This window comes from Collinsella aerofaciens, from assembly GCF_041537385.1.
GTDB classification, from domain to species: domain Bacteria; phylum Actinomycetota; class Coriobacteriia; order Coriobacteriales; family Coriobacteriaceae; genus Collinsella; species Collinsella aerofaciens_BV.
Genome location: NZ_JBGORS010000002.1, coordinates 145,425 through 162,162, shown reverse-complemented (window position 1 = coordinate 162,162; position 16,738 = coordinate 145,425). Strand labels below are relative to the sequence as shown.

Annotated in this window: 14 protein-coding genes and 4 tRNA genes; 16 read left to right on the top strand and 2 right to left on the bottom strand. The window is 58.9% G+C overall.

Annotated features, from left to right (window positions below; genetic code table 11):
* Positions 1-146 precede the first annotated feature (146 nt).
* The 3 genes from ACEG18_RS04140 (at position 147) to proC (ending at position 2,406) form a co-directional block, all read left to right on the top strand.
* A complete protein-coding gene (locus tag ACEG18_RS04140; protein WP_372541367.1) occupies positions 147-1,085 on the top strand; it encodes an SPFH domain-containing protein in 939 nt (312 codons plus the stop codon).
* 6 nt (positions 1,086-1,091) lie between these two features.
* Complete coding sequence (gene rlmH, locus ACEG18_RS04135) at positions 1,092-1,562, top strand: 23S rRNA (pseudouridine(1915)-N(3))-methyltransferase RlmH (protein WP_035136824.1); 471 nt, start codon at positions 1,092-1,094, stop codon at positions 1,560-1,562.
* A gap of 73 nt (positions 1,563-1,635) precedes the next feature.
* Positions 1,636-2,406 carry a pyrroline-5-carboxylate reductase gene (gene proC / locus ACEG18_RS04130; protein ID WP_372541365.1) on the top strand — a complete coding sequence of 257 codons (771 nt, stop codon included), beginning with the start codon at positions 1,636-1,638 and terminating at the stop codon, positions 2,404-2,406.
* 157 nt (positions 2,407-2,563) lie between these two features.
* On the opposite strand, the gene ACEG18_RS04125 is transcribed toward proC, so the two are convergent.
* Entirely contained in the window at positions 2,564-2,737 is a 174-nt protein-coding gene (locus ACEG18_RS04125) for a DUF6724 family protein (protein ID WP_006235069.1), read from the bottom strand.
* 111 nt (positions 2,738-2,848) lie between these two features.
* Between ACEG18_RS04125 and serS the strand changes: the two genes are divergently transcribed.
* From serS to ACEG18_RS04090, 7 genes are all read left to right on the top strand, one after another.
* Complete coding sequence (gene serS / locus ACEG18_RS04120; RefSeq protein WP_040359108.1) at positions 2,849-4,132, top strand: serine--tRNA ligase; 1,284 nt, start codon at positions 2,849-2,851, stop codon at positions 4,130-4,132.
* 173 nt (positions 4,133-4,305) lie between these two features.
* Positions 4,306-4,683, top strand: coding sequence for a hypothetical protein (locus tag ACEG18_RS04115; protein ID WP_117778819.1), 378 nt, complete (start codon positions 4,306-4,308; stop codon positions 4,681-4,683).
* Positions 4,684-4,760: 77 nt separating this feature from the next.
* Positions 4,761-4,837, top strand: a tRNA-Arg gene (locus ACEG18_RS04110).
* A gap of 355 nt (positions 4,838-5,192) precedes the next feature.
* Positions 5,193-5,269, top strand: a tRNA-Arg gene (locus ACEG18_RS04105).
* Positions 5,270-5,617: 348 nt separating this feature from the next.
* A tRNA-Arg gene (locus ACEG18_RS04100) sits at positions 5,618-5,694 on the top strand.
* Between the two features lie 543 nt (positions 5,695-6,237).
* Positions 6,238-8,679 carry a tetratricopeptide repeat protein gene (locus ACEG18_RS04095; protein ID WP_372541362.1) on the top strand — a complete coding sequence of 814 codons (2,442 nt, stop codon included), beginning with the start codon at positions 6,238-6,240 and terminating at the stop codon, positions 8,677-8,679.
* 94 nt (positions 8,680-8,773) lie between these two features.
* Positions 8,774-8,864 (top strand) — tRNA-Ser (locus tag ACEG18_RS04090).
* Positions 8,865-9,186: 322 nt separating this feature from the next.
* On the opposite strand, the gene ACEG18_RS04085 is transcribed toward ACEG18_RS04090, so the two are convergent.
* Positions 9,187-10,527 carry a D-alanyl-D-alanine carboxypeptidase family protein gene (locus ACEG18_RS04085; RefSeq protein WP_372541360.1) on the bottom strand — a complete coding sequence of 447 codons (1,341 nt, stop codon included), beginning with the start codon at positions 10,525-10,527 and terminating at the stop codon, positions 9,187-9,189.
* A gap of 197 nt (positions 10,528-10,724) precedes the next feature.
* Between ACEG18_RS04085 and ACEG18_RS04080 the strand changes: the two genes are divergently transcribed.
* The 6 genes from ACEG18_RS04080 to ACEG18_RS04055 all read left to right on the top strand — a co-directional run bounded on the left by ACEG18_RS04080 (position 10,725) and on the right by ACEG18_RS04055 (position 16,736).
* Positions 10,725-11,420 (top strand): response regulator transcription factor, encoded by a 696-nt coding sequence (locus ACEG18_RS04080; protein ID WP_117716623.1) that lies wholly within the window; start codon positions 10,725-10,727, stop codon positions 11,418-11,420.
* 25 nt (positions 11,421-11,445) lie between these two features.
* Positions 11,446-12,684, top strand: coding sequence for a sensor histidine kinase (locus ACEG18_RS04075; protein WP_055285943.1), 1,239 nt, complete (start codon positions 11,446-11,448; stop codon positions 12,682-12,684).
* A gap of 103 nt (positions 12,685-12,787) precedes the next feature.
* The gene (gene pstB / locus ACEG18_RS04070) at positions 12,788-13,663 is read left to right on the top strand and encodes a phosphate ABC transporter ATP-binding protein PstB (protein WP_006234803.1); all 876 of its coding nucleotides are present in this window, start codon (positions 12,788-12,790) and stop codon (positions 13,661-13,663) included.
* 64 nt (positions 13,664-13,727) lie between these two features.
* Positions 13,728-14,456, top strand: a complete 729-nt coding sequence (locus ACEG18_RS04065) for a response regulator transcription factor (RefSeq protein ID WP_089572665.1) — start codon at positions 13,728-13,730, stop codon at positions 14,454-14,456.
* A 3-nt stretch (positions 14,457-14,459) separates the two neighbouring features.
* A complete protein-coding gene (locus ACEG18_RS04060; protein WP_372541357.1) occupies positions 14,460-15,884 on the top strand; it encodes a sensor histidine kinase in 1,425 nt (474 codons plus the stop codon).
* A gap of 195 nt (positions 15,885-16,079) precedes the next feature.
* Positions 16,080-16,736, top strand: a complete 657-nt coding sequence (locus ACEG18_RS04055; protein WP_022094058.1) for a YveK family protein — start codon at positions 16,080-16,082, stop codon at positions 16,734-16,736.
* The last annotated feature ends 2 nt before the right edge of the window (positions 16,737-16,738 follow it).

Sequence of the window (16,738 nt, the reverse complement as noted above, 5' to 3'; positions counted from 1 at the left end):
GTGCGGATCCGCGAAGCGGATACGCGGACGTCCTTTCGCCCGCACCATTGATTGAAAGAGCTCCCAGCAATGGGAGCTTTTTTGTTATGCACGATCTCCTTGGACGGGTATCCTAATGCTAACGTGTGCCTATCAGAGGAGAGACCATGCTGTTTTCCGGTATCATCGCCGCCCTTACCAGCCTTTTGATTCCCATCATCATCCTGTTGCTGCTGGTCCCCAACGCCTGCTACGTCGTTGAGCAGCAGCACGCTGTGATCATCGAGCGCTTGGGTAAGTTCAATCGTATCGTCAACGCGGGCTTCCACGTGAAGGTGCCCGTGATCGACCGCAAGGCCGCCACGGTGAGTCTGCGCACCATGAAAAACGGTTTTGGCATTGACGTTAAGACCCAGGACAACGTGACCATCGGTCTTGAGGTCTCCGCTCAGTACCACGTGAGCTACGACATGGGCGCCGGCCCGGCAGATTCGGGCATCTACAAGAGCTACTACATGCTGCAGGAGCCCGTCGACCAGATGCGCGACTTCATCACCGATGCCCTGCGCTCCTCCATCCCCGTCTACACACTCGATGAGGTCTTTGCCAAGAAGGATGACATCGCCAAGGATGTCAACGCTACCGTTTCCGAGCAGATGGCCGCCTACGGCTTCACCCTTGTGTCGACGCTCATCACCAAAATCGCGCTGCCGACCGAGGTCGAGAACTCCATGAACGACATCAACGCCGCCCAGCGCAAGCGCGCTGCCGCGCAGGAGCTCGCCGAGGCCGACCGCATCAAGCGCGTCACCGAGGCGACCGCCGAGGCCGAGGCGATGGAAAAGGCAGGCGAAGGCATCGCCAACCAGCGCAAGGCCATCGCGCTGGGTATCAAGGATTCGCTCGAGATTATCCAGGAGACGGGCGTTGGCAACGATGAGGCCAACCAGCTGTTCATGTTTACGCAGTGGACCGAGATGATGACGGAGTTCGCACGTACGGGCAAAACCTCGACGGTCGTGCTGCCGAGCGACTTCTCGCAGTCGGCCTCTATGTTCGAGCAGATGCTGGCTGCCGGCAAAGTTCAAAACGATTCGAAGGAGTAGGCGCGCGTGAAATACACCGTCGTTTGTGTTGGTAAGCTCAAGGAGCGCTTTTGGAAGGACGCGTGCGCTGAGTACACCAAGCGCCTAGGTGCCTATGCCAAGGTTGATATCCGCGAGGTGGCCGATATCGACCCGGCTAAGGCGGGCGGCGTGGATGCCGCACGCGACAAGGAGGGGGCGGCAATTCTTGCTGCATTGCCGTCTCGGGCGCATGTGATCCTGCTGGCTATCGAGGGCAAGGAGCGTTCGAGTGAGGAGCTCTCGGCGAGGCTCGACGATCTTATGCTGCGAGGCAGCAGCGACATTGCCTTTGTAATCGGCGGTTCGGACGGCGTGAGTGATGAGGTGCGCGCCCGCGCCGACGAGATGCTCAGCTTTGGACGCATTACCTTGCCGCATAACCTGGCGCGTGTGGTGCTGCTAGAGCAGATTTACCGTGCCTGCAAGATCAGTCGTGGCGAGCCGTATCACAAATAGGTTGGCAATACGAAACAATGGCGTGGGACAATACCTTTCGTTTTGAAGAATGTGTCTGAAAGGACTATGTGATATGAAGATTGGATTTGTCGGCTTTGGCAATATGGCGAGCGCTATGGCTGATGGCTGGATCGCTGCCGGTGTAGCTGCGAGCGATATGTGCGCCTGTGCGGGTCGCTACGACGCGCTGGTTGAGCGTTGTGAGGCGCGCGGGATGGCCGCTTGCCACGATGCTGCCGAGGTTGTCGCCGCATCCGATATCGTGGTCGCTGCGGTCAAGCCGTACATGATTGAGAAGGTATTCGCCCCGCTCAAGGATGCTCTTGCCAAAAAGGTCGTTCTGTCGGTTGCCTGGACCTGGGACAGTGCCAAGTGGGAGCAGGTCCTGCCGGGCGTCGCGCATATCTCGACGGTGCCTAATACACCGGTTTCGGTGGGCGAGGGCGTCATCGCTTGCGAGAAGGCTTCCACGCTCAACGGCGAGCAGCGTGCTGCTGTGCTCGACCTGCTCGGTAAGCTTGGCGCTGTCGTCGAGCTCGATACGAGCCTGCTGTTTGTGGGCGGCACCGTGGGCGGTTGCGCTCCGGCGTTTGTCGCCATGGCAATCGAGGCCCTGGGCGATGCGGCGGTCAAGCACGGTATCCCGCGTGCCGATGCCTATCGCATTGTGAGCCAGATGGTGCTGGGTACGGCAAAGCTGCAGCTTGCAACTGGCCAGCATCCTGCGGCGATGAAGGATGCCGTGTGCTCGCCCGGCGGTGCCACCATCAAGGGCGTCGTTGCGCTCGAGGACGCCGGCATGCGCAGCGCCCTAGTCAAGGCAATCGACGCAACCCTCCAGTAAAACCGACCAAAAAGGGACAGGTTTATGTTGGCAGGTTTTTCCTGCGGTTTTGTCCTTTTAGCGAAAAGCGCCCCGCAACTGGCTCAATTCCAGTTGCGGGGCGCTTACGTTTGCCCAGATAAAACCGACCAAAATAAACCTGTCCCTTTTTGGCAGGTTAGTCCCAGAAGCTGTCTTCTTCGTCCTCGGACTTGGGGCCGCGGTCGACATACATCTTATGGGTGCGCTTCTCCATTACAAAGGCAAGAATCGCAAACAGCAGGATGCCGCCGGCGAAAAGGATGGCAAAACCGGTGCGGGTGCCAAACAAAAAGGAAAAAACTGCGTCCATTGGGTGCCTTCTTGCGTAGTTGAGTTGGGTCGTAAACGCTCATAAGTATATACTTGCCCATACATGTACAAGGTTGCAACCTAAATGGAATGTATATCGCCGGAGGATCTAATGCTTGATATCAAGTTTGTTCGCGAGAACCCCGATGCCATCGATGTCGCCATGGCTAACCGCCAGACGTCTTGGGATCGCGAGAAGTTCTTTGAGCTCGACGACGAGCGTCGTGCCGTCATCACTGAGGTTGAGGAACTTCAAGCCACGCGCAACGCCGAGTCCAAGAAGATCGGCGCCCTGATGAAGGAGGGCAAGAAGGACGAGGCCGAGGCCGCCAAAGAGGCCGTGCGCGCCGTCAACGAGAAAATTGACGGTCTGGCCGAGCGCCGCACTGCTCTCGAGCAGGAGCAGTACGACTTTATGGCTCACCTGCCCAACATTCCTTGCGAGGCCACGCCGTACGGCAAGGACGAGGACGAGAACATCGAGCGCCGTCGTTGGGGCACCCCGCGCGAGTTCGACTTCGACTTTAAGCCGCACTGGGACCTGGGCACCGATCTGGACATCCTCGACTTCGAGCGCGGCAACAAGCTCTCCGGCAGCCGCTTCACCGTTCTCGGTGGCGCCGGCGCCCGCTTGGAGCGCGCCCTTATCAACTTCTTCCTGGACACGCACACGAGCCGTGGCTTCAAGGAGTGGTGGCCGCCTATCGTCGTCAAGCGTCAGACCATGTTCGGTACGGGCCAGCTGCCCAAGTTTGAGGACGACGCCTATCACGTCTCGGGCGACAACTTCCTGATCCCCACCGCCGAGGTCGTGCTCACCAACCTGCACGCCGGCGAGGTTCTCGACGCCGACACCCTGCCGCGCCGCTACACCGCCTTCACTCCCTGCTTCCGCGAGGAGGCCGGTTCCGCCGGTCGCGACACCCGCGGCATCATCCGTCAGCACGAGTTCGACAAGGTCGAGATGGTCAAGTTCGCTAAGCCGGAGGAGTCCGACGAGGAGCTCGAGAGCATGACCGCCGAGGCCGAGTACCTGCTGCAGCAGCTGGGTCTTCCGTATCGCGTGATTAGCCTGTGCACCGGCGACCTGGGCTTCTCTGCCCGTCAGACCTACGACGTCGAGGTCTGGCTGCCGAGCTACAACGCCTACAAGGAGATCAGCTCCTGCTCCAACTGCGGTGACTTCCAGGCTCGCCGCGCCAACATCAAGTATCGCGACCCCGAGAACTTCAAGGGTTCGCGCTACCTGCACACCCTTAACGGTTCCGGCCTGCCGGCCGGTCGTACCATGGCTGCCATTCTGGAGAACTACCAGAACGCCGACGGCACCATCACGATCCCCGAGGTCCTGCGTCCCTACATGGGCGGCCTCGAGAAGATCGAGCCGGTCGCGTAACTTGGCTGCATAGGCGATATGCAAGGGCGCTCCTTCGGGGGCGCCCTATTTTGTGCGCAGGTCCATACCATGCCGTGCGGACAGCTCAATAGAAAACACACGAACAAATGTTCTGTATACAGTCATCTACCTGCTATGCTTTTACTAGATAAGAGCGAGAGAAAGGGGATGCGATGGAGCTGTTTGATGATCGGGTGGTTTTGTTTGAGAGCGACGAGGGCGGGGAGTACCTGCTTGTAACGTGTGAGCCGTCTGGCATGGGTGGCCTGGTGGTTCGACAGACGAGCGAGGGTCCGTTGACCCAATGGTGCTACGAGGAGTCGCCGCATGTGGTTGAGACGTTTGTGGCGCACGAGGGGCTGGTGGCCCTGGAGCACTTCTATGGGGTCCGGACATCTAACCAGGTTGCTCGCATGTTGAGCATCTCGTTTGCCGATTATGATTGTGCCCAGCGGGTGAGATCGCTCCTGAGGGAACTTGATGCTAAGTTTGACGTGATCGAAAAGCCAATCGATCGTACGGGGAACGGCGGTATATGCGGAGCAGCATGACAAGACTGCGTTCCACAAAAAAGTTTGAAATTGTGCTTGACTCCAATAAGCTAAAGTGGTTTTATATGTCTTGCGCTGCGGCGTTACCTCAGCTGGATAGAGGGTCTGACTACGAATCAGAACGTCATAGGTTCGAATCCTATACGCCGCACCAATTGAGATTGAAAGCCTCCGGCAACGGGGGCTTTTCTTTTATGGCAACACCGCATGGATTCGAACCTCGGTCGAGGCGCGGGCGTAAAGAAAACGCGGAGCGTTTTTAGCCCGCGGGCGAGCACGCCGGCAGGCGGGCGAAGCCGGTGCGGATCCGCGCAGCGGATGCGCGGAATCCTATACGCCGCACCAATTGAAATTGAAAGCCTCCGGCAACGGGGGCTTTTCTTTTATGGCAACACCGCATGGATCCGAACCTCGGGCGAGGCGCGAGCGTCTTAATCATCACTTCGTAAAATTTTTCCAAATTGTCGCTTGACCCATCGAGGGGTCACGTGCATAATAATCCGTGCGTTGCGGCGTTACCTCAGCTGGATAGAGGGTCTGACTACGAATCAGAACGTCATAGGTTCGAATCCTATACGCCGCACCAATTGACTTTAAAGCTCCCGGCGACGGGGGCTTTTCTTATATGGGAGCATTGCGGAGATTCGAACCTCGGTCGAGGCGCGGGCGTCAAGAAAACGCGGAGCGTTTTTAGCCCGCGGGCGAGCACGCCGGCAGGCGGGCGAAGCCGGTGCGGATCCGCGCAGCGGATGCGCGGAATCCTATACGCCGCACCATTTGATTTTAAAGCTCCCGGCAACGGGAGCTTTTCTTATATCGCGATGCGTTGAAGATCGCATCAAGTGGTCAAAAATGAGTAAAAATCAAATTCGATAACTTTTTTCGAAAAATGCTTGACCTTTATTCAGTCGATGTGCATAATAATCAACATGTCGCGGCGTTACCTCAGCTGGATAGAGGGTCTGACTACGAATCAGAACGTCATAGGTTCGAATCCTATACGCCGCACCATTTGAGATTAAAGCTCCCGGCAACGGGGGCTTTTCTTTTACGTAAACACCGCATGGATTCGAACCTCGGTCGAGGCGCGGGCGTAAAGAAAACGCGGAGCGTTTTTAGCCCGCGGGCGAGCGCGCCGGCAGGCGGGCGAAGCCGGTGCGGATCCGCGCGGCGGATGCGCGGAATCCTATACGCCGCACCAATTGAGATTGAAAGCTCCCGGCAACGGGGGCTTTTCTTTTACGTAAGCACCGCATGGATTCGAACCTCGGTCGAGGCGCGGGCGTCAAGAAAACGCGGAGCGTTTTTAGCCCGCGGGCGAGCGCGCCGGCAGGCGGGCGAAGCCGGTGCGGATCCGCGCAGCGGATGCGCGGAATCCTATACGCCGCACCATTTGAGATTAAAGCTCCCGGCAACGGGGGCTTTTCTTTTGCGCCAGCTTGAGTGCTTTCGTCCAAAGGGACGATTTCCTGTCGACTCGTGTAAGATTCCGAGTAGATGTCGCGACTTATTCGCGACCACTCCTTCTCAAGCGACCGATCAGGGTGATATTTCGTGGCAGAGCGTCCGACATACAAGCTCAGGTTTCTCGATCCCAAGAAGCGCTTTCCGGCGATGCCCGAGCAGCCTGCGGGACGCTCATATGGCGTGGTCTGGAAACTCTTTGGCGAGGATCAGCATGAATCTTGTTATGTCGTCGAATTCGTTGGCAAAAGCCATGTGTCGCTTTTGGGCTATGTAAGCGTTTCGGGTGAGGTGTACAAGGTGGACCGCCCCGTTAGCGAGGCTCCGCTGCCCAACGATCCCGACATGGAACTGGTCCTTGACGAGTCGGACTCCGGTATTGGTGAGATTATGGTGAGGGGAGCAAACGGCACGATGCGCGCGTGCGCGCGAACCGTCGGCTCTCCCGAAGGTCCCATGCGCGAACAGTCCGATCACGAGACATGGAATTCGACCCGCTCCCTTCCTTACGGTGAGTTCATGGCATCGATGTTCCTGCGCTACGTGATATTCGCTGACTCCGAAAATACCATTGCGAGCACGGCGGACGCCGACGGACTCGACGAGGGTATGCAAAACGTTGTCGACAAGATCAAGCTCGTAAAGTTGCCCGAGCCGGTCGAGGTGTTTTTGGGCTTTAACACGACACCGCTACCTGACGCTATCGAGACGCTGCTCTACCGCGTTGACCATGCCGAGAATCCGAGCGGTATCGAGCGCTATGCCGCCGCCCTTATGAGTGAAATTGACTTGCCTCGCCTGCGCACCATCGCCGCTAAGTCCGAGATGAGCCTGGCTCGCATCGATCGCTCAAAGCTTTTCTATCTCAATTTTGATCGCAGCCTGCTGGACCAGGACGAGATTGACATGCTGCTTGCCATCGAGTGCCGCCTTAACCGTCTCTCCGGCATCCTTGAGCGCATCGGGGCTGGATTGGTCCCTGCGGCATCCTCGCCGAGCCTTGAGGGCTGCGCGCTCTTTGATGCGTGGCATATCGCCAAGACGACCAACGATGTTCCCCGACTGCTCGATACGGCCTCGAGCGATAACCCGTGGGGCAAACCGGGTACGGTGGCTTGCCAGCCGGGCGGTGAGTGGGATGTGCGTACCCGCTTCGCGCGTATTGTCGAGGCACTTAACGTGGTCACGCGGCTCGACTATACCTATCGGGCAAACGTTGCCGAGGGGATCATGCTCGTTCGGTTTGGGCAGTCTGTCGTTGATGCTATGCCACAACGTGAATACGACGCTCAAGATGACGCCTGGCGCGAGTTGGACGAGGACACGCGCGCGATCTGGGCCGCGGAGCACGATGCGCGCGTGGCACTCACGCTTGCGGCAGCGTGTTTTGCCGCGGGCACCTGCATCACGCGCTGCTATGTGCAGATTGCTGCTCCCGACAGTGAGCAGGGCGAGCGCGTTGTCGCAACGTATTTCTTTGGGCGCGCGGCCTATCTGGCCGATTGCGTGCCTGTCGCCAAGGATCTTGAGAGCATGGACATGGACGATATGCCGTGCAAGCGTGTGCTTGAGGCATATGAGTCAACCGCTCCGGAGACGATTGAACCTGCGGAGGTTCATGCTCGTCCGCGTGATGACCATCGCATGCTGCCGCCGGCGCTGCGCGATCTGCTGCTTGCCGATACGGCTGACGAGCTGGAGGTCATGGAAGAGGACGACGACCCATACGTGGCCCGTGTTGTTGAATTGCGCGAGCAGGCAAAAGTCGACCGTACAGGTGCTTTTGAAGGCTTTTCCCGTCTTGTTGAGGAGTTGGAGGCTAAGTGCGCCGTCGCCGAGCTTTTGGCGACAGGTCCGGTTCAAACGCAGTTTTGCGATAACCAGCTGGTGCGCATGGTGCTACCGGTGTTGGAAGAAGACCGCTCTGTGCGAATCCTTCGTGCGCCCGATGCGCTGTACTTTGCCCAGCACGAGATCTGCAGCTTTTACGCCGAGCAAGAGGACTTTGAACGAGCACTGCCCGAGGTGCGCCATCTTTACGATCTGGCGCGCTCGTCCATGCAGTCGCACTTTGCGCTCATCAACGTGCTTGCGCGTCTGGAGCGCTTTGACGAGATTATCGAGGTGGCGCGCCACGGCCTACGTATTGCCAGCGATCGTTCTGCAATCGGCTACCTGTTCTATCGCTTGGCGTTTGCCTATTGGAATTGCGATCAGCTCGACCTGGCGCTGGCTTGTTACCGTCTGGTGCCGCGCGGCGAGGAGTCGGGCAGCAGCGCGCTGGAAGAAATGCAGGGCCTTATGAACGAGATGGGCGTCAGCGAGCCTCCGACGTTCGAGGAGGCGGTCGAGACCATCCACAAGGCTGGACTCGAGCTGCCGCCAGTGTCCGCCGTGACGAATCAGCTGGCAGATGCCGCTGTGCAACTGGTCGACAACGGGTTCTTTTTCCTGGCACGCGGTTGCATCTTCCAAATGTGGCGCACCATGGGCAACGACGAGCTCGGCTCCCTCAATCGCTCGCTGGGGTAGTAGCGAAAACTGCAAGGAGGAAAGGCCACTGGACAATTAGAAAATTCCCTCTTGCCCAACTTCGACTGTTTGGTTACTATAGAACGGCTGTTACGGAGAGCTGACCGAGAGGCCGAAGGTGCTCGCCTGCTAAGCGAGTATGCCCCAAAAGGGCATCTGGGGTTCGAATCCCCAGCTCTCCGCCAGTATGACTTGAAAGAAGGGTCCCATTTGGGGCCCTTTTTATTATCAAGAATGGCGGCTGGGGATTCGAACCCGAGAGGGCACGGGCGTTAAGCAAACGCGAAAGCGTTTGTAGCCCGTGGGCGAAAAGCCGCCAGGCTTTGAAGCCGGAGGGCATGCGCAGCATGCCCGGACATCCCCAGCTCTCCGCCAGTTTAACTTTAAAGAAGGGTCCCATTGGGGGCCCTTTTTTATTATCGAGAAAGGGCACTGGGGATTCGAACCCTCAAAAATGAGGCGCCCCGTTGGACGCCTCATTTGGTTCGATGTGAAATCGCTCCGGCCCTACACCTCGGGCGCCTTGGCGACGGTCTCGCTTTCTGCCGTGAGTGGGCGGTTGTCGATGCGACGGCCCAAGCGATCGAGCTTCACGAGCAGCCATTCAATGGGATTCGGCCCTGTGCCTTCCTCGTCGGCAACCAGGTCCATGACGGCGATCTTGGTGCCGTCCTGCTTGAGTGTGACGCTACCCACCTTGTCGCCCACATGCACCGTGCCCGAAAGATCGTCGTAGCTAACCTTTTCGGTCACCTCGCCGGCAAGGGAAAACACGGTCGCTTGCGCCGTGGGATCGGCGAGTGTGGCGTCGATCGTCTTATCCGTCCAGTCGGTTTGGCCAATGCGCGCCATAAGCGGGTTGCCGTTGGCGGTCTTTTCCTGTGTGTTGGCGATTGCGACCGTCACCTTGTGGCCGTAGTACCAGTTGGCAAGGGTGGCGGTATCGGTAAAGCGCTGGTCGGTGGTGGTGGAGTTCAAAACGACGGTGTAGATCTCGTCGCCGTCGCGGTTGTAGGCGCTCGTGAAGCAGTAGCCCGCGTCGTCGGTGGTGCCGGTCTTGCCGCCAATGTTTCCGTCCTGACCGAGCAAAACGTTATGCGTGTCCATGGAATGCGAATGGTCGGTGCCGTCGGCGCCCGTGACCTCGATCCAGGAATCCTCGCTCGCTACGACCTCGCGGATCGTATCGTTTTTCATGGCCTCCTGCATCATCAGCGCTACATCGTGTGCGGTTGAGTGCATATCACCAGCCCACTCATCAAAGTCCAGACCATGCGGGTTTTCAAAAAGCGTACCGGTGCAGCCGAGCTTCTTAGCGCGCTCGTTCATGGCCTTCACAAAGGTTGCCTCGGCGTCTTTGGTCTTAGGCTCGATCTTCTTGCCCACATATTCGGCGAGCACGACGGCGGCGTCGTTGCCCGAGGGAATCATCAGGCCGCGCAGTGCCTGCTCCACGGTAAGCTCGTCGCCTTCGAGCAAGCCGGCGGTCGAATTACCCACGGTGGCTGCGGCGTTGCTCACCGTGACCTTCTCGTCCATCTTGCAATTCTCGACGGTTAGGATTGCGGTCATGACCTTGGTGATCGAGGCGATTTTGACCTGCTCATCGGCGCCGCGCCCATAGTAGACGGTGCCGTCTTTGCCCATGACGAGCGCATTGGTCGCATCGATATCGGGCAGGTTTTCTGCCGTGATGCCGCGCGCATCGGCGGTTTTGCCGCAAACATTGTCGGTCGTGAGTACTTGGGCGCCGGCGACGGTGGGCACGCCAGCGGCAAGGGCGATAGCGCAGACAAAGCCGGCGGCAAGCTGGGCTGAGCGCTTTGCAAAAGAGGTGAGGGACTTCACAGATTTCGCTTTCGACGGGATGGTCTCTTCTGGAACTAGAGTATATCGTTTACCGGTGTCGGCGATCATCGCGTGCGTGCGTGGCCCACATCCGCGCCCGAACGGGCACAAGGGTGCTTAAGGCCGACTTAATCACCCACGCTTGTTGTGTGTGGCATGCGCCCCCTCGGGCATAATGGAGCGCGAGAGGAGCACGCATGAACGAGCGCATTTTGGTAGTTGATGACGAAAAGGCCATCGCCGACTTGGTTGGTATCTACCTTACAAAAGAAGGCTTTGACGTACAGGTCGCCTATAGCGGGGCCGATGCTGCCAAGGCAATCTTGGAGCAGGAGTTCGATCTGGCGCTGCTGGATGTCATGCTGCCCGATATCGATGGGCTTGAGTTGCTGCGTACGATCCGTTCCAGCCATACCTATCCCGTGATCATGCTGACGGCGCGCGATGCCCAGCAAGACAAGATCGAGGGCCTTTCGCTTGGCGCGGACGATTACGTGGTTAAGCCGTTCCGTCCGCTTGAGCTCATCGCGCGCGTGCATGCTCAGCTTCGCCGCTACACCAGCTACGGTAGCCGTGCACAGGCGGCCGAGTCGCCGACCATCCAGTTCGACGGCCTGGAGATCAACCGCGATGCCCGTTCCGTAACGGTGGACGGTGCGCCGGTTCGCCTCACGCCCATCGAGTATTCCATTTTGCTGTATCTGGTCGAGCATCGCGGCAGTGTGGTGGCCGTGGAGGATCTGTTCCGCGCGGTGTGGAACGAGGATTTTATGCCCGGCTCCAACAATACGGTGATGGTGCACATTCGCCACCTGCGCGAAAAGATCGGTGACGACGCTCAAAAGCCGCGCTTTATCAAAAACGTCTGGGGCGTCGGCTACATAATCGAATAACGCCTTTGATGGTGGGGAAGTGGATATGACAAAAGACGATAGGCAGGCATTCGAGGTGCCCGATCGACTCTTTGAATACGTGAGGTCGGTCGTCGACAACCGCGCGCTTGCAACGGTGCTGCTCTTTTTGCTGAGCCTGCTGCTGATTGGCATCGACAACATCGTCGGAATCTTGGCGGTGCTGCTTGTCGGCTTTTTGCTGATCGATCGATTTGAGATCGTGTGCCGCTGCGTGGTGATTGGCGGCGCCGCGTGGGCCATGACGTTGGCGATTGGCGCCATGGCGCTCGGCGGCATCGAAGGGCCGGTGCTGTTCGATGCCGGCTTTGTATTCAACATGCTTGGCTTTGTGCTGGCACTTGCCGCGTGCGTGCTGTTCTTGTGTGGCCGCGCCCTGTACTACCAGGGCTACGAGCAGGGCGAGCAGCATGCCGATTGTGTGCTGGCCGCTCGTATTCAAGATCGCCTGATCGATCACCCCGACACCTGGGATAACATCGACGGCGACTTCTTGGAGGTCGAGGGCGCCCTTAACCGCGTGCGTGACCGTGAGCGCAAGGTGCAGCAAGCTCTGCGTGACGAGTCGCATCGCAAGGACGATTTGGTCACGTACTTGGCACATGACCTACGCACCCCGCTTGCCAGTGTGGTGGGCTATCTTTCGCTGCTGCAAGAGGCTCCCGAGCTGCCGGTTGAGCAACGTGCGCACTTTACGGGCGTGGCGCTCGACAAGGCGCACCGGCTCGATACGCTCATCGAAGAGTTCTTCGATATCACGCGCTTTGACTTCCACGATATCGTGCTCACGCGCGGCTATGTTGATCTGGGGTTGCTGCTGGCTCAGGTGACTGACGAGTTCTATCCCATCCTCAACGAGCAGCATAAGGAAGTCCAAGTTGATATTCGCGAGGACCTGACGGTGCTCGTGGATGGCGACAAAATGGCCCGCGTGTTCAACAACATCATGAAAAACGCTATTGCCTATAGCTATGAGGGCTCGACCATCACGATCGAGGCCAGACGCCGGGACGGCGGTGGCGTGCGCGTGCGCTTTATCAATCAGGGCGATCCCATCCCTGCGGCTAAGCTCAAGGTGATCTTTGAGAAGTTCTATCGCCTGGATGCGGCGCGTGCGACCAATCGCGGCGGCGCTGGACTGGGGCTTGCCATCGCCAAGGAGATCGTATGCGCGCACGGCGGTACCGTTGCATGTGAATCGACGCCCGAACACACGATATTCACCATCGAGCTGCCCGCCGCATAGCCAGCGTGCCCTTACAAACACTTGACAATGCGCTCACGTGCATATGAGCCGCGATTCCTACTATCGATACTGCTGAATTGATATCGATGTGGAGGTATGCGGTATGACGGCTGCTGCGGCTGTGGAGCCCACGGAGCTTGAAGAACTCATGAAAGCGCAGGCCGAGGCCGCGCACGAGCGCGAGGTTGGGGATGCGACTCGCCCCACGGCAGAGGATCTTGCCGCCTCGCCGACGCGAATCGATGTTGAGGGCCTCGACCTGTTCTATGGCGACCACCATGCGCTCAAGGACGTGAATATCAAGATCCGCGACAAGCAGATTACCTCGTTCATCGGGCCTTCGGGCTGCGGAAAGTCCACGTTGCTGCGCTGCTTTAACCGCATGAACGACGGCATCAAGGACTGCCGAATCGAGGGCAAGATTGCGCTCGATGGTCAAGATATCCTGGGCGACTACGACATCTGCCGCCTTCGCCAGCGCGTGGGCATGGTGTTCCAGCGCCCCAACCCGTTTCCCATGAGCATCTACGACAACGTCGCCTATGGGCCGCGCGGTATGGGTGTGCGCGATCGCGTCGTGCTCGACGAGCTGGTCGAAGACTCCCTGCGACGCGCCGCCCTGTGGGACGAGGCCAAGGACAAGCTCAAAGAGTCGGGTCTGGGTCTTTCGGGCGGCCAGCAGCAGCGCCTGTGCATCGCCCGCGCACTTGCCGTGCAGCCCGACATTCTGCTGATGGACGAGCCGACCTCGGCACTCGATCCTGTGTCGACGCTGGTGGTGGAGCAGCTGGCCTGCGAGCTCAAAGAGACCTGCACGCTCGTGGTCGTTACGCACAATATGCAGCAGGCGGCGCGTATCTCCGATTCGGTCGCATTCTTTTTGCTGGGTGAGCTGGTGGAGCACGCGCCCACCGCGCAACTCTTCAAGAATCCGACCGATCCGCGCACGGCGGATTATTTGACGGGACGTTTTGGCTGATACCATCTAGTAAAGGTACCTTTAGGGTTAAGATGCGGTCATGCCGGCCGCAAAGGGGTTCAACATGATCTATTACGTCGAGGACGATGACAACATCAGGGATCTGACGGTCTACGCGCTGCGCAAGCAGGGAATCGAGGCCGAGGGCTTTTCGTGCGATGGCGAGTTTAAGGCCGCCGTGGCGCGACGGGTACCCGATGCTGTCCTGCTCGACATCATGCTGCCCGATACCGATGGTTTGGCGATTATGCGCCGCCTGCGCGCCGACCGCCTGACGGCGACGGTGCCCATCATGATGCTTACCGCCAAGGACACCGAGCTCGACAAGGTGATGGCGCTCGATGGCGGTGCCGACGATTACCTGACTAAACCCTTCTCGCTCATGGAGCTCGCCAGCCGCTGCCGCGCACTGCTGCGTCGCGGCGGCATGGTCAAGCAGGCGAGCGATGTGCTCAGCGTGGGCGACATCGTGCTCTCGCCCAGCCATCGCGAGGTGACCGTTGCCGGCGAGCCGCTTAAGCTCACCCTGCGCGAGTTCGACCTGCTCGAGTACCTCATGCGTAAGCCCGGCGTGGTCTTTACCCGCGAGTCGTTGCTGCAGAGCGTGTGGGGCTGGGACTTCGACGGCGGTTCGCGCACCGTTGACGTGCACGTGCAGACGCTTCGCCAAAAACTGGGCGAGCATGCCAGCGCCATCGAGACCGTGCGCGGCGTGGGCTACCGCTTGGCCGAGCCTTCTGCCGGTGATGGTGCCGAAGGTGACGACACCGCGGCCACCGCATCGGAGGAGTAACCCGTGGTCTTCGCCCCCCATGGAAAACATACGCTGTCGCACCGCGTTTTTGTGACGATCTTTGTCTGCGCCATGGCGGTTATCGTGGCGTTTACGGTGCTGGGTGCGTTCTTTGTGCAAAACACCTTGGCGGATGCCACGAGTGCCAATCTGGCGCAGGAAACCGAGCTCATTGCTGCCGCCCTCGACGAGCAGCAGGAGCCCATCCCGTTCTTGCGTAGCCTCGATCGCGAGGACTTGCGCATCACGCTGATTAACAAGGATGGATCGGTTGCCTACGACAACGAGGCGTCGCCTTCCACATTGCCCAACCACGGCGATCGCCCCGAGGTCATCGAGGCCTTTGAGAATGGTTCGGGTTCCGCGGAGCGCGCAAGCTCTACGCTCGACGAGATTATGCTGTATCGCGCCGTCGCCCTTGATAACGGCCAGGTTGTCCGCTTGGCACAGGCCCAGCCTGGCGTTGCGGCGATTTTGCTGTCGATGGTGGCGCCGATGCTGCTTATCGCGGCAGCGGGTGCGGTACTCTCGTTTTTTATGGCGCGCCGCGAGTCCCGTGCCATCATCGCGCCTTTGCAAGAGGTGGATTTGGACCACCCACGCCGTAGCTATGAGCACGCCTATGCCGAGATGGTCCCCATGCTTGAGCGTATCGAGTCGCAGCGCCAGGAGCTCAAGCGCCAAATGGCGGTGCTAGCGGACAACGACCGTATGCGCCGCGAGTTCACGGCGAATATCACTCATGAGCTCAAGACGCCGCTTACGGCGATTTCGGGCTATGCCGAGCTCATCGCAAACGGCATGGTCGAGGGCGAGGACGACCTGCGCAACTTTGGCGGTCGCATCTATCGTGAGGCGGGCCGCTTGGCAGCGCTCGTCAACGACATCCTTACGCTGTCTAACTTGGACGAGGCCGAGCGTGCAACTGAGGGCGAGACGGTGCCCATTGGGTCCACGGAGCCTATTGAGCTCTCGCGCGCCGTCTATGCGGTTGAGCAGCGTCTTGAACAGGTCGCCCGTCAGGCGAATGTGACGATAAGTCATGAGACCAAGCCTGTGGTCATCGAGGGCGTGTCGCGCTTGATTGACGAGCTCATCTATAATCTGGCAAGCAACGCCATCCGCTACAATCGACCCGGCGGTACGGTTACGCTGCAGTGCGGCACCAACGACGAAGGCCATCCGTTCCTTGCGGTCGCCGACACGGGAATCGGTATCGCGCCTGAAGAACAGGGCAAGGTATTTGAGCGGTTCTATCGCGTGGACAAGAGTAGGTCCAAGGCGCGCGGCGGAACCGGTCTGGGGCTTGCAATTGTCAAGCATGCGGCCCTGTATCATCACGCCACGCTCGATTTGTCGAGCGAGTTGGGCGTGGGAACCACCATTACGGTGACGTTTCCCATACGGCAGGACGAGCCATTCGCATAGCGATACAACATAGATATTGATGCAGACGCCGCATTTGACTTTCGGGTGCGGCGTTGTTGTACAATTTTACGATTGCTTCCGACATTTTTACAGGAGAGCCTGTTTCTTATGTATAGAGTTTGGTCTCGGTAAAAAGATGCGATAACATACGGACAGTTTTGTCAATCCGAACTGGGGAAATGAAAGGCAAGCTGCATGACCCTTCTCGAACTGTTCCAGCTGCTGAAGAAGCACCTTCAGCTGGTCATCACCCTTCCGGTGGTCTGCGCGATCGCCATGGGCATCGTGTCCTTCGTTGCGATGGACAACACCTATACCGCGACGACGAGCATGTACATTCTCGCCAAGACCGACGATAGCGGTCAGATGAGCTACAACGATCTCTCGGCGAGTCAGATGCTTTCCAACGATATCGCCACGCTGCTGGATAGTGATAGCGTTAAGAGCGGCGCAGCCAATGAACTGGGCCTCACCGATCTGGATGACTACAAGGTGTCTGTTTCCTCCGAGACCACCACGCGTGTCATTACGCTTTCGGTTACCGGCACCGATGCCAAGGAGACGGCTAAGGTCGCAAAGGCCATGGCCAGCTCGGTGAGTACGGTCGCTCAGAACGTCGGCGCTGCCCAGAGCATCAACGTTATCGACGAGGCTAAGACCCCCGAAGCCCCCAGCGGTCCCAAGCGTATGCTGTACGTTGCTGTCGCGTTCCTCGCGGGCATCTTTATCGCAGTTGCCTATGTCGTTTTGGCAGACATGCTCAACACCCGCATCCGCGGTGCCGAAGAGGCAGAAGAGCTCCTGGGCATTCCCGTTGTTGGCCGAATTCCGGCTATGAAAGGTGGTAAATAGGC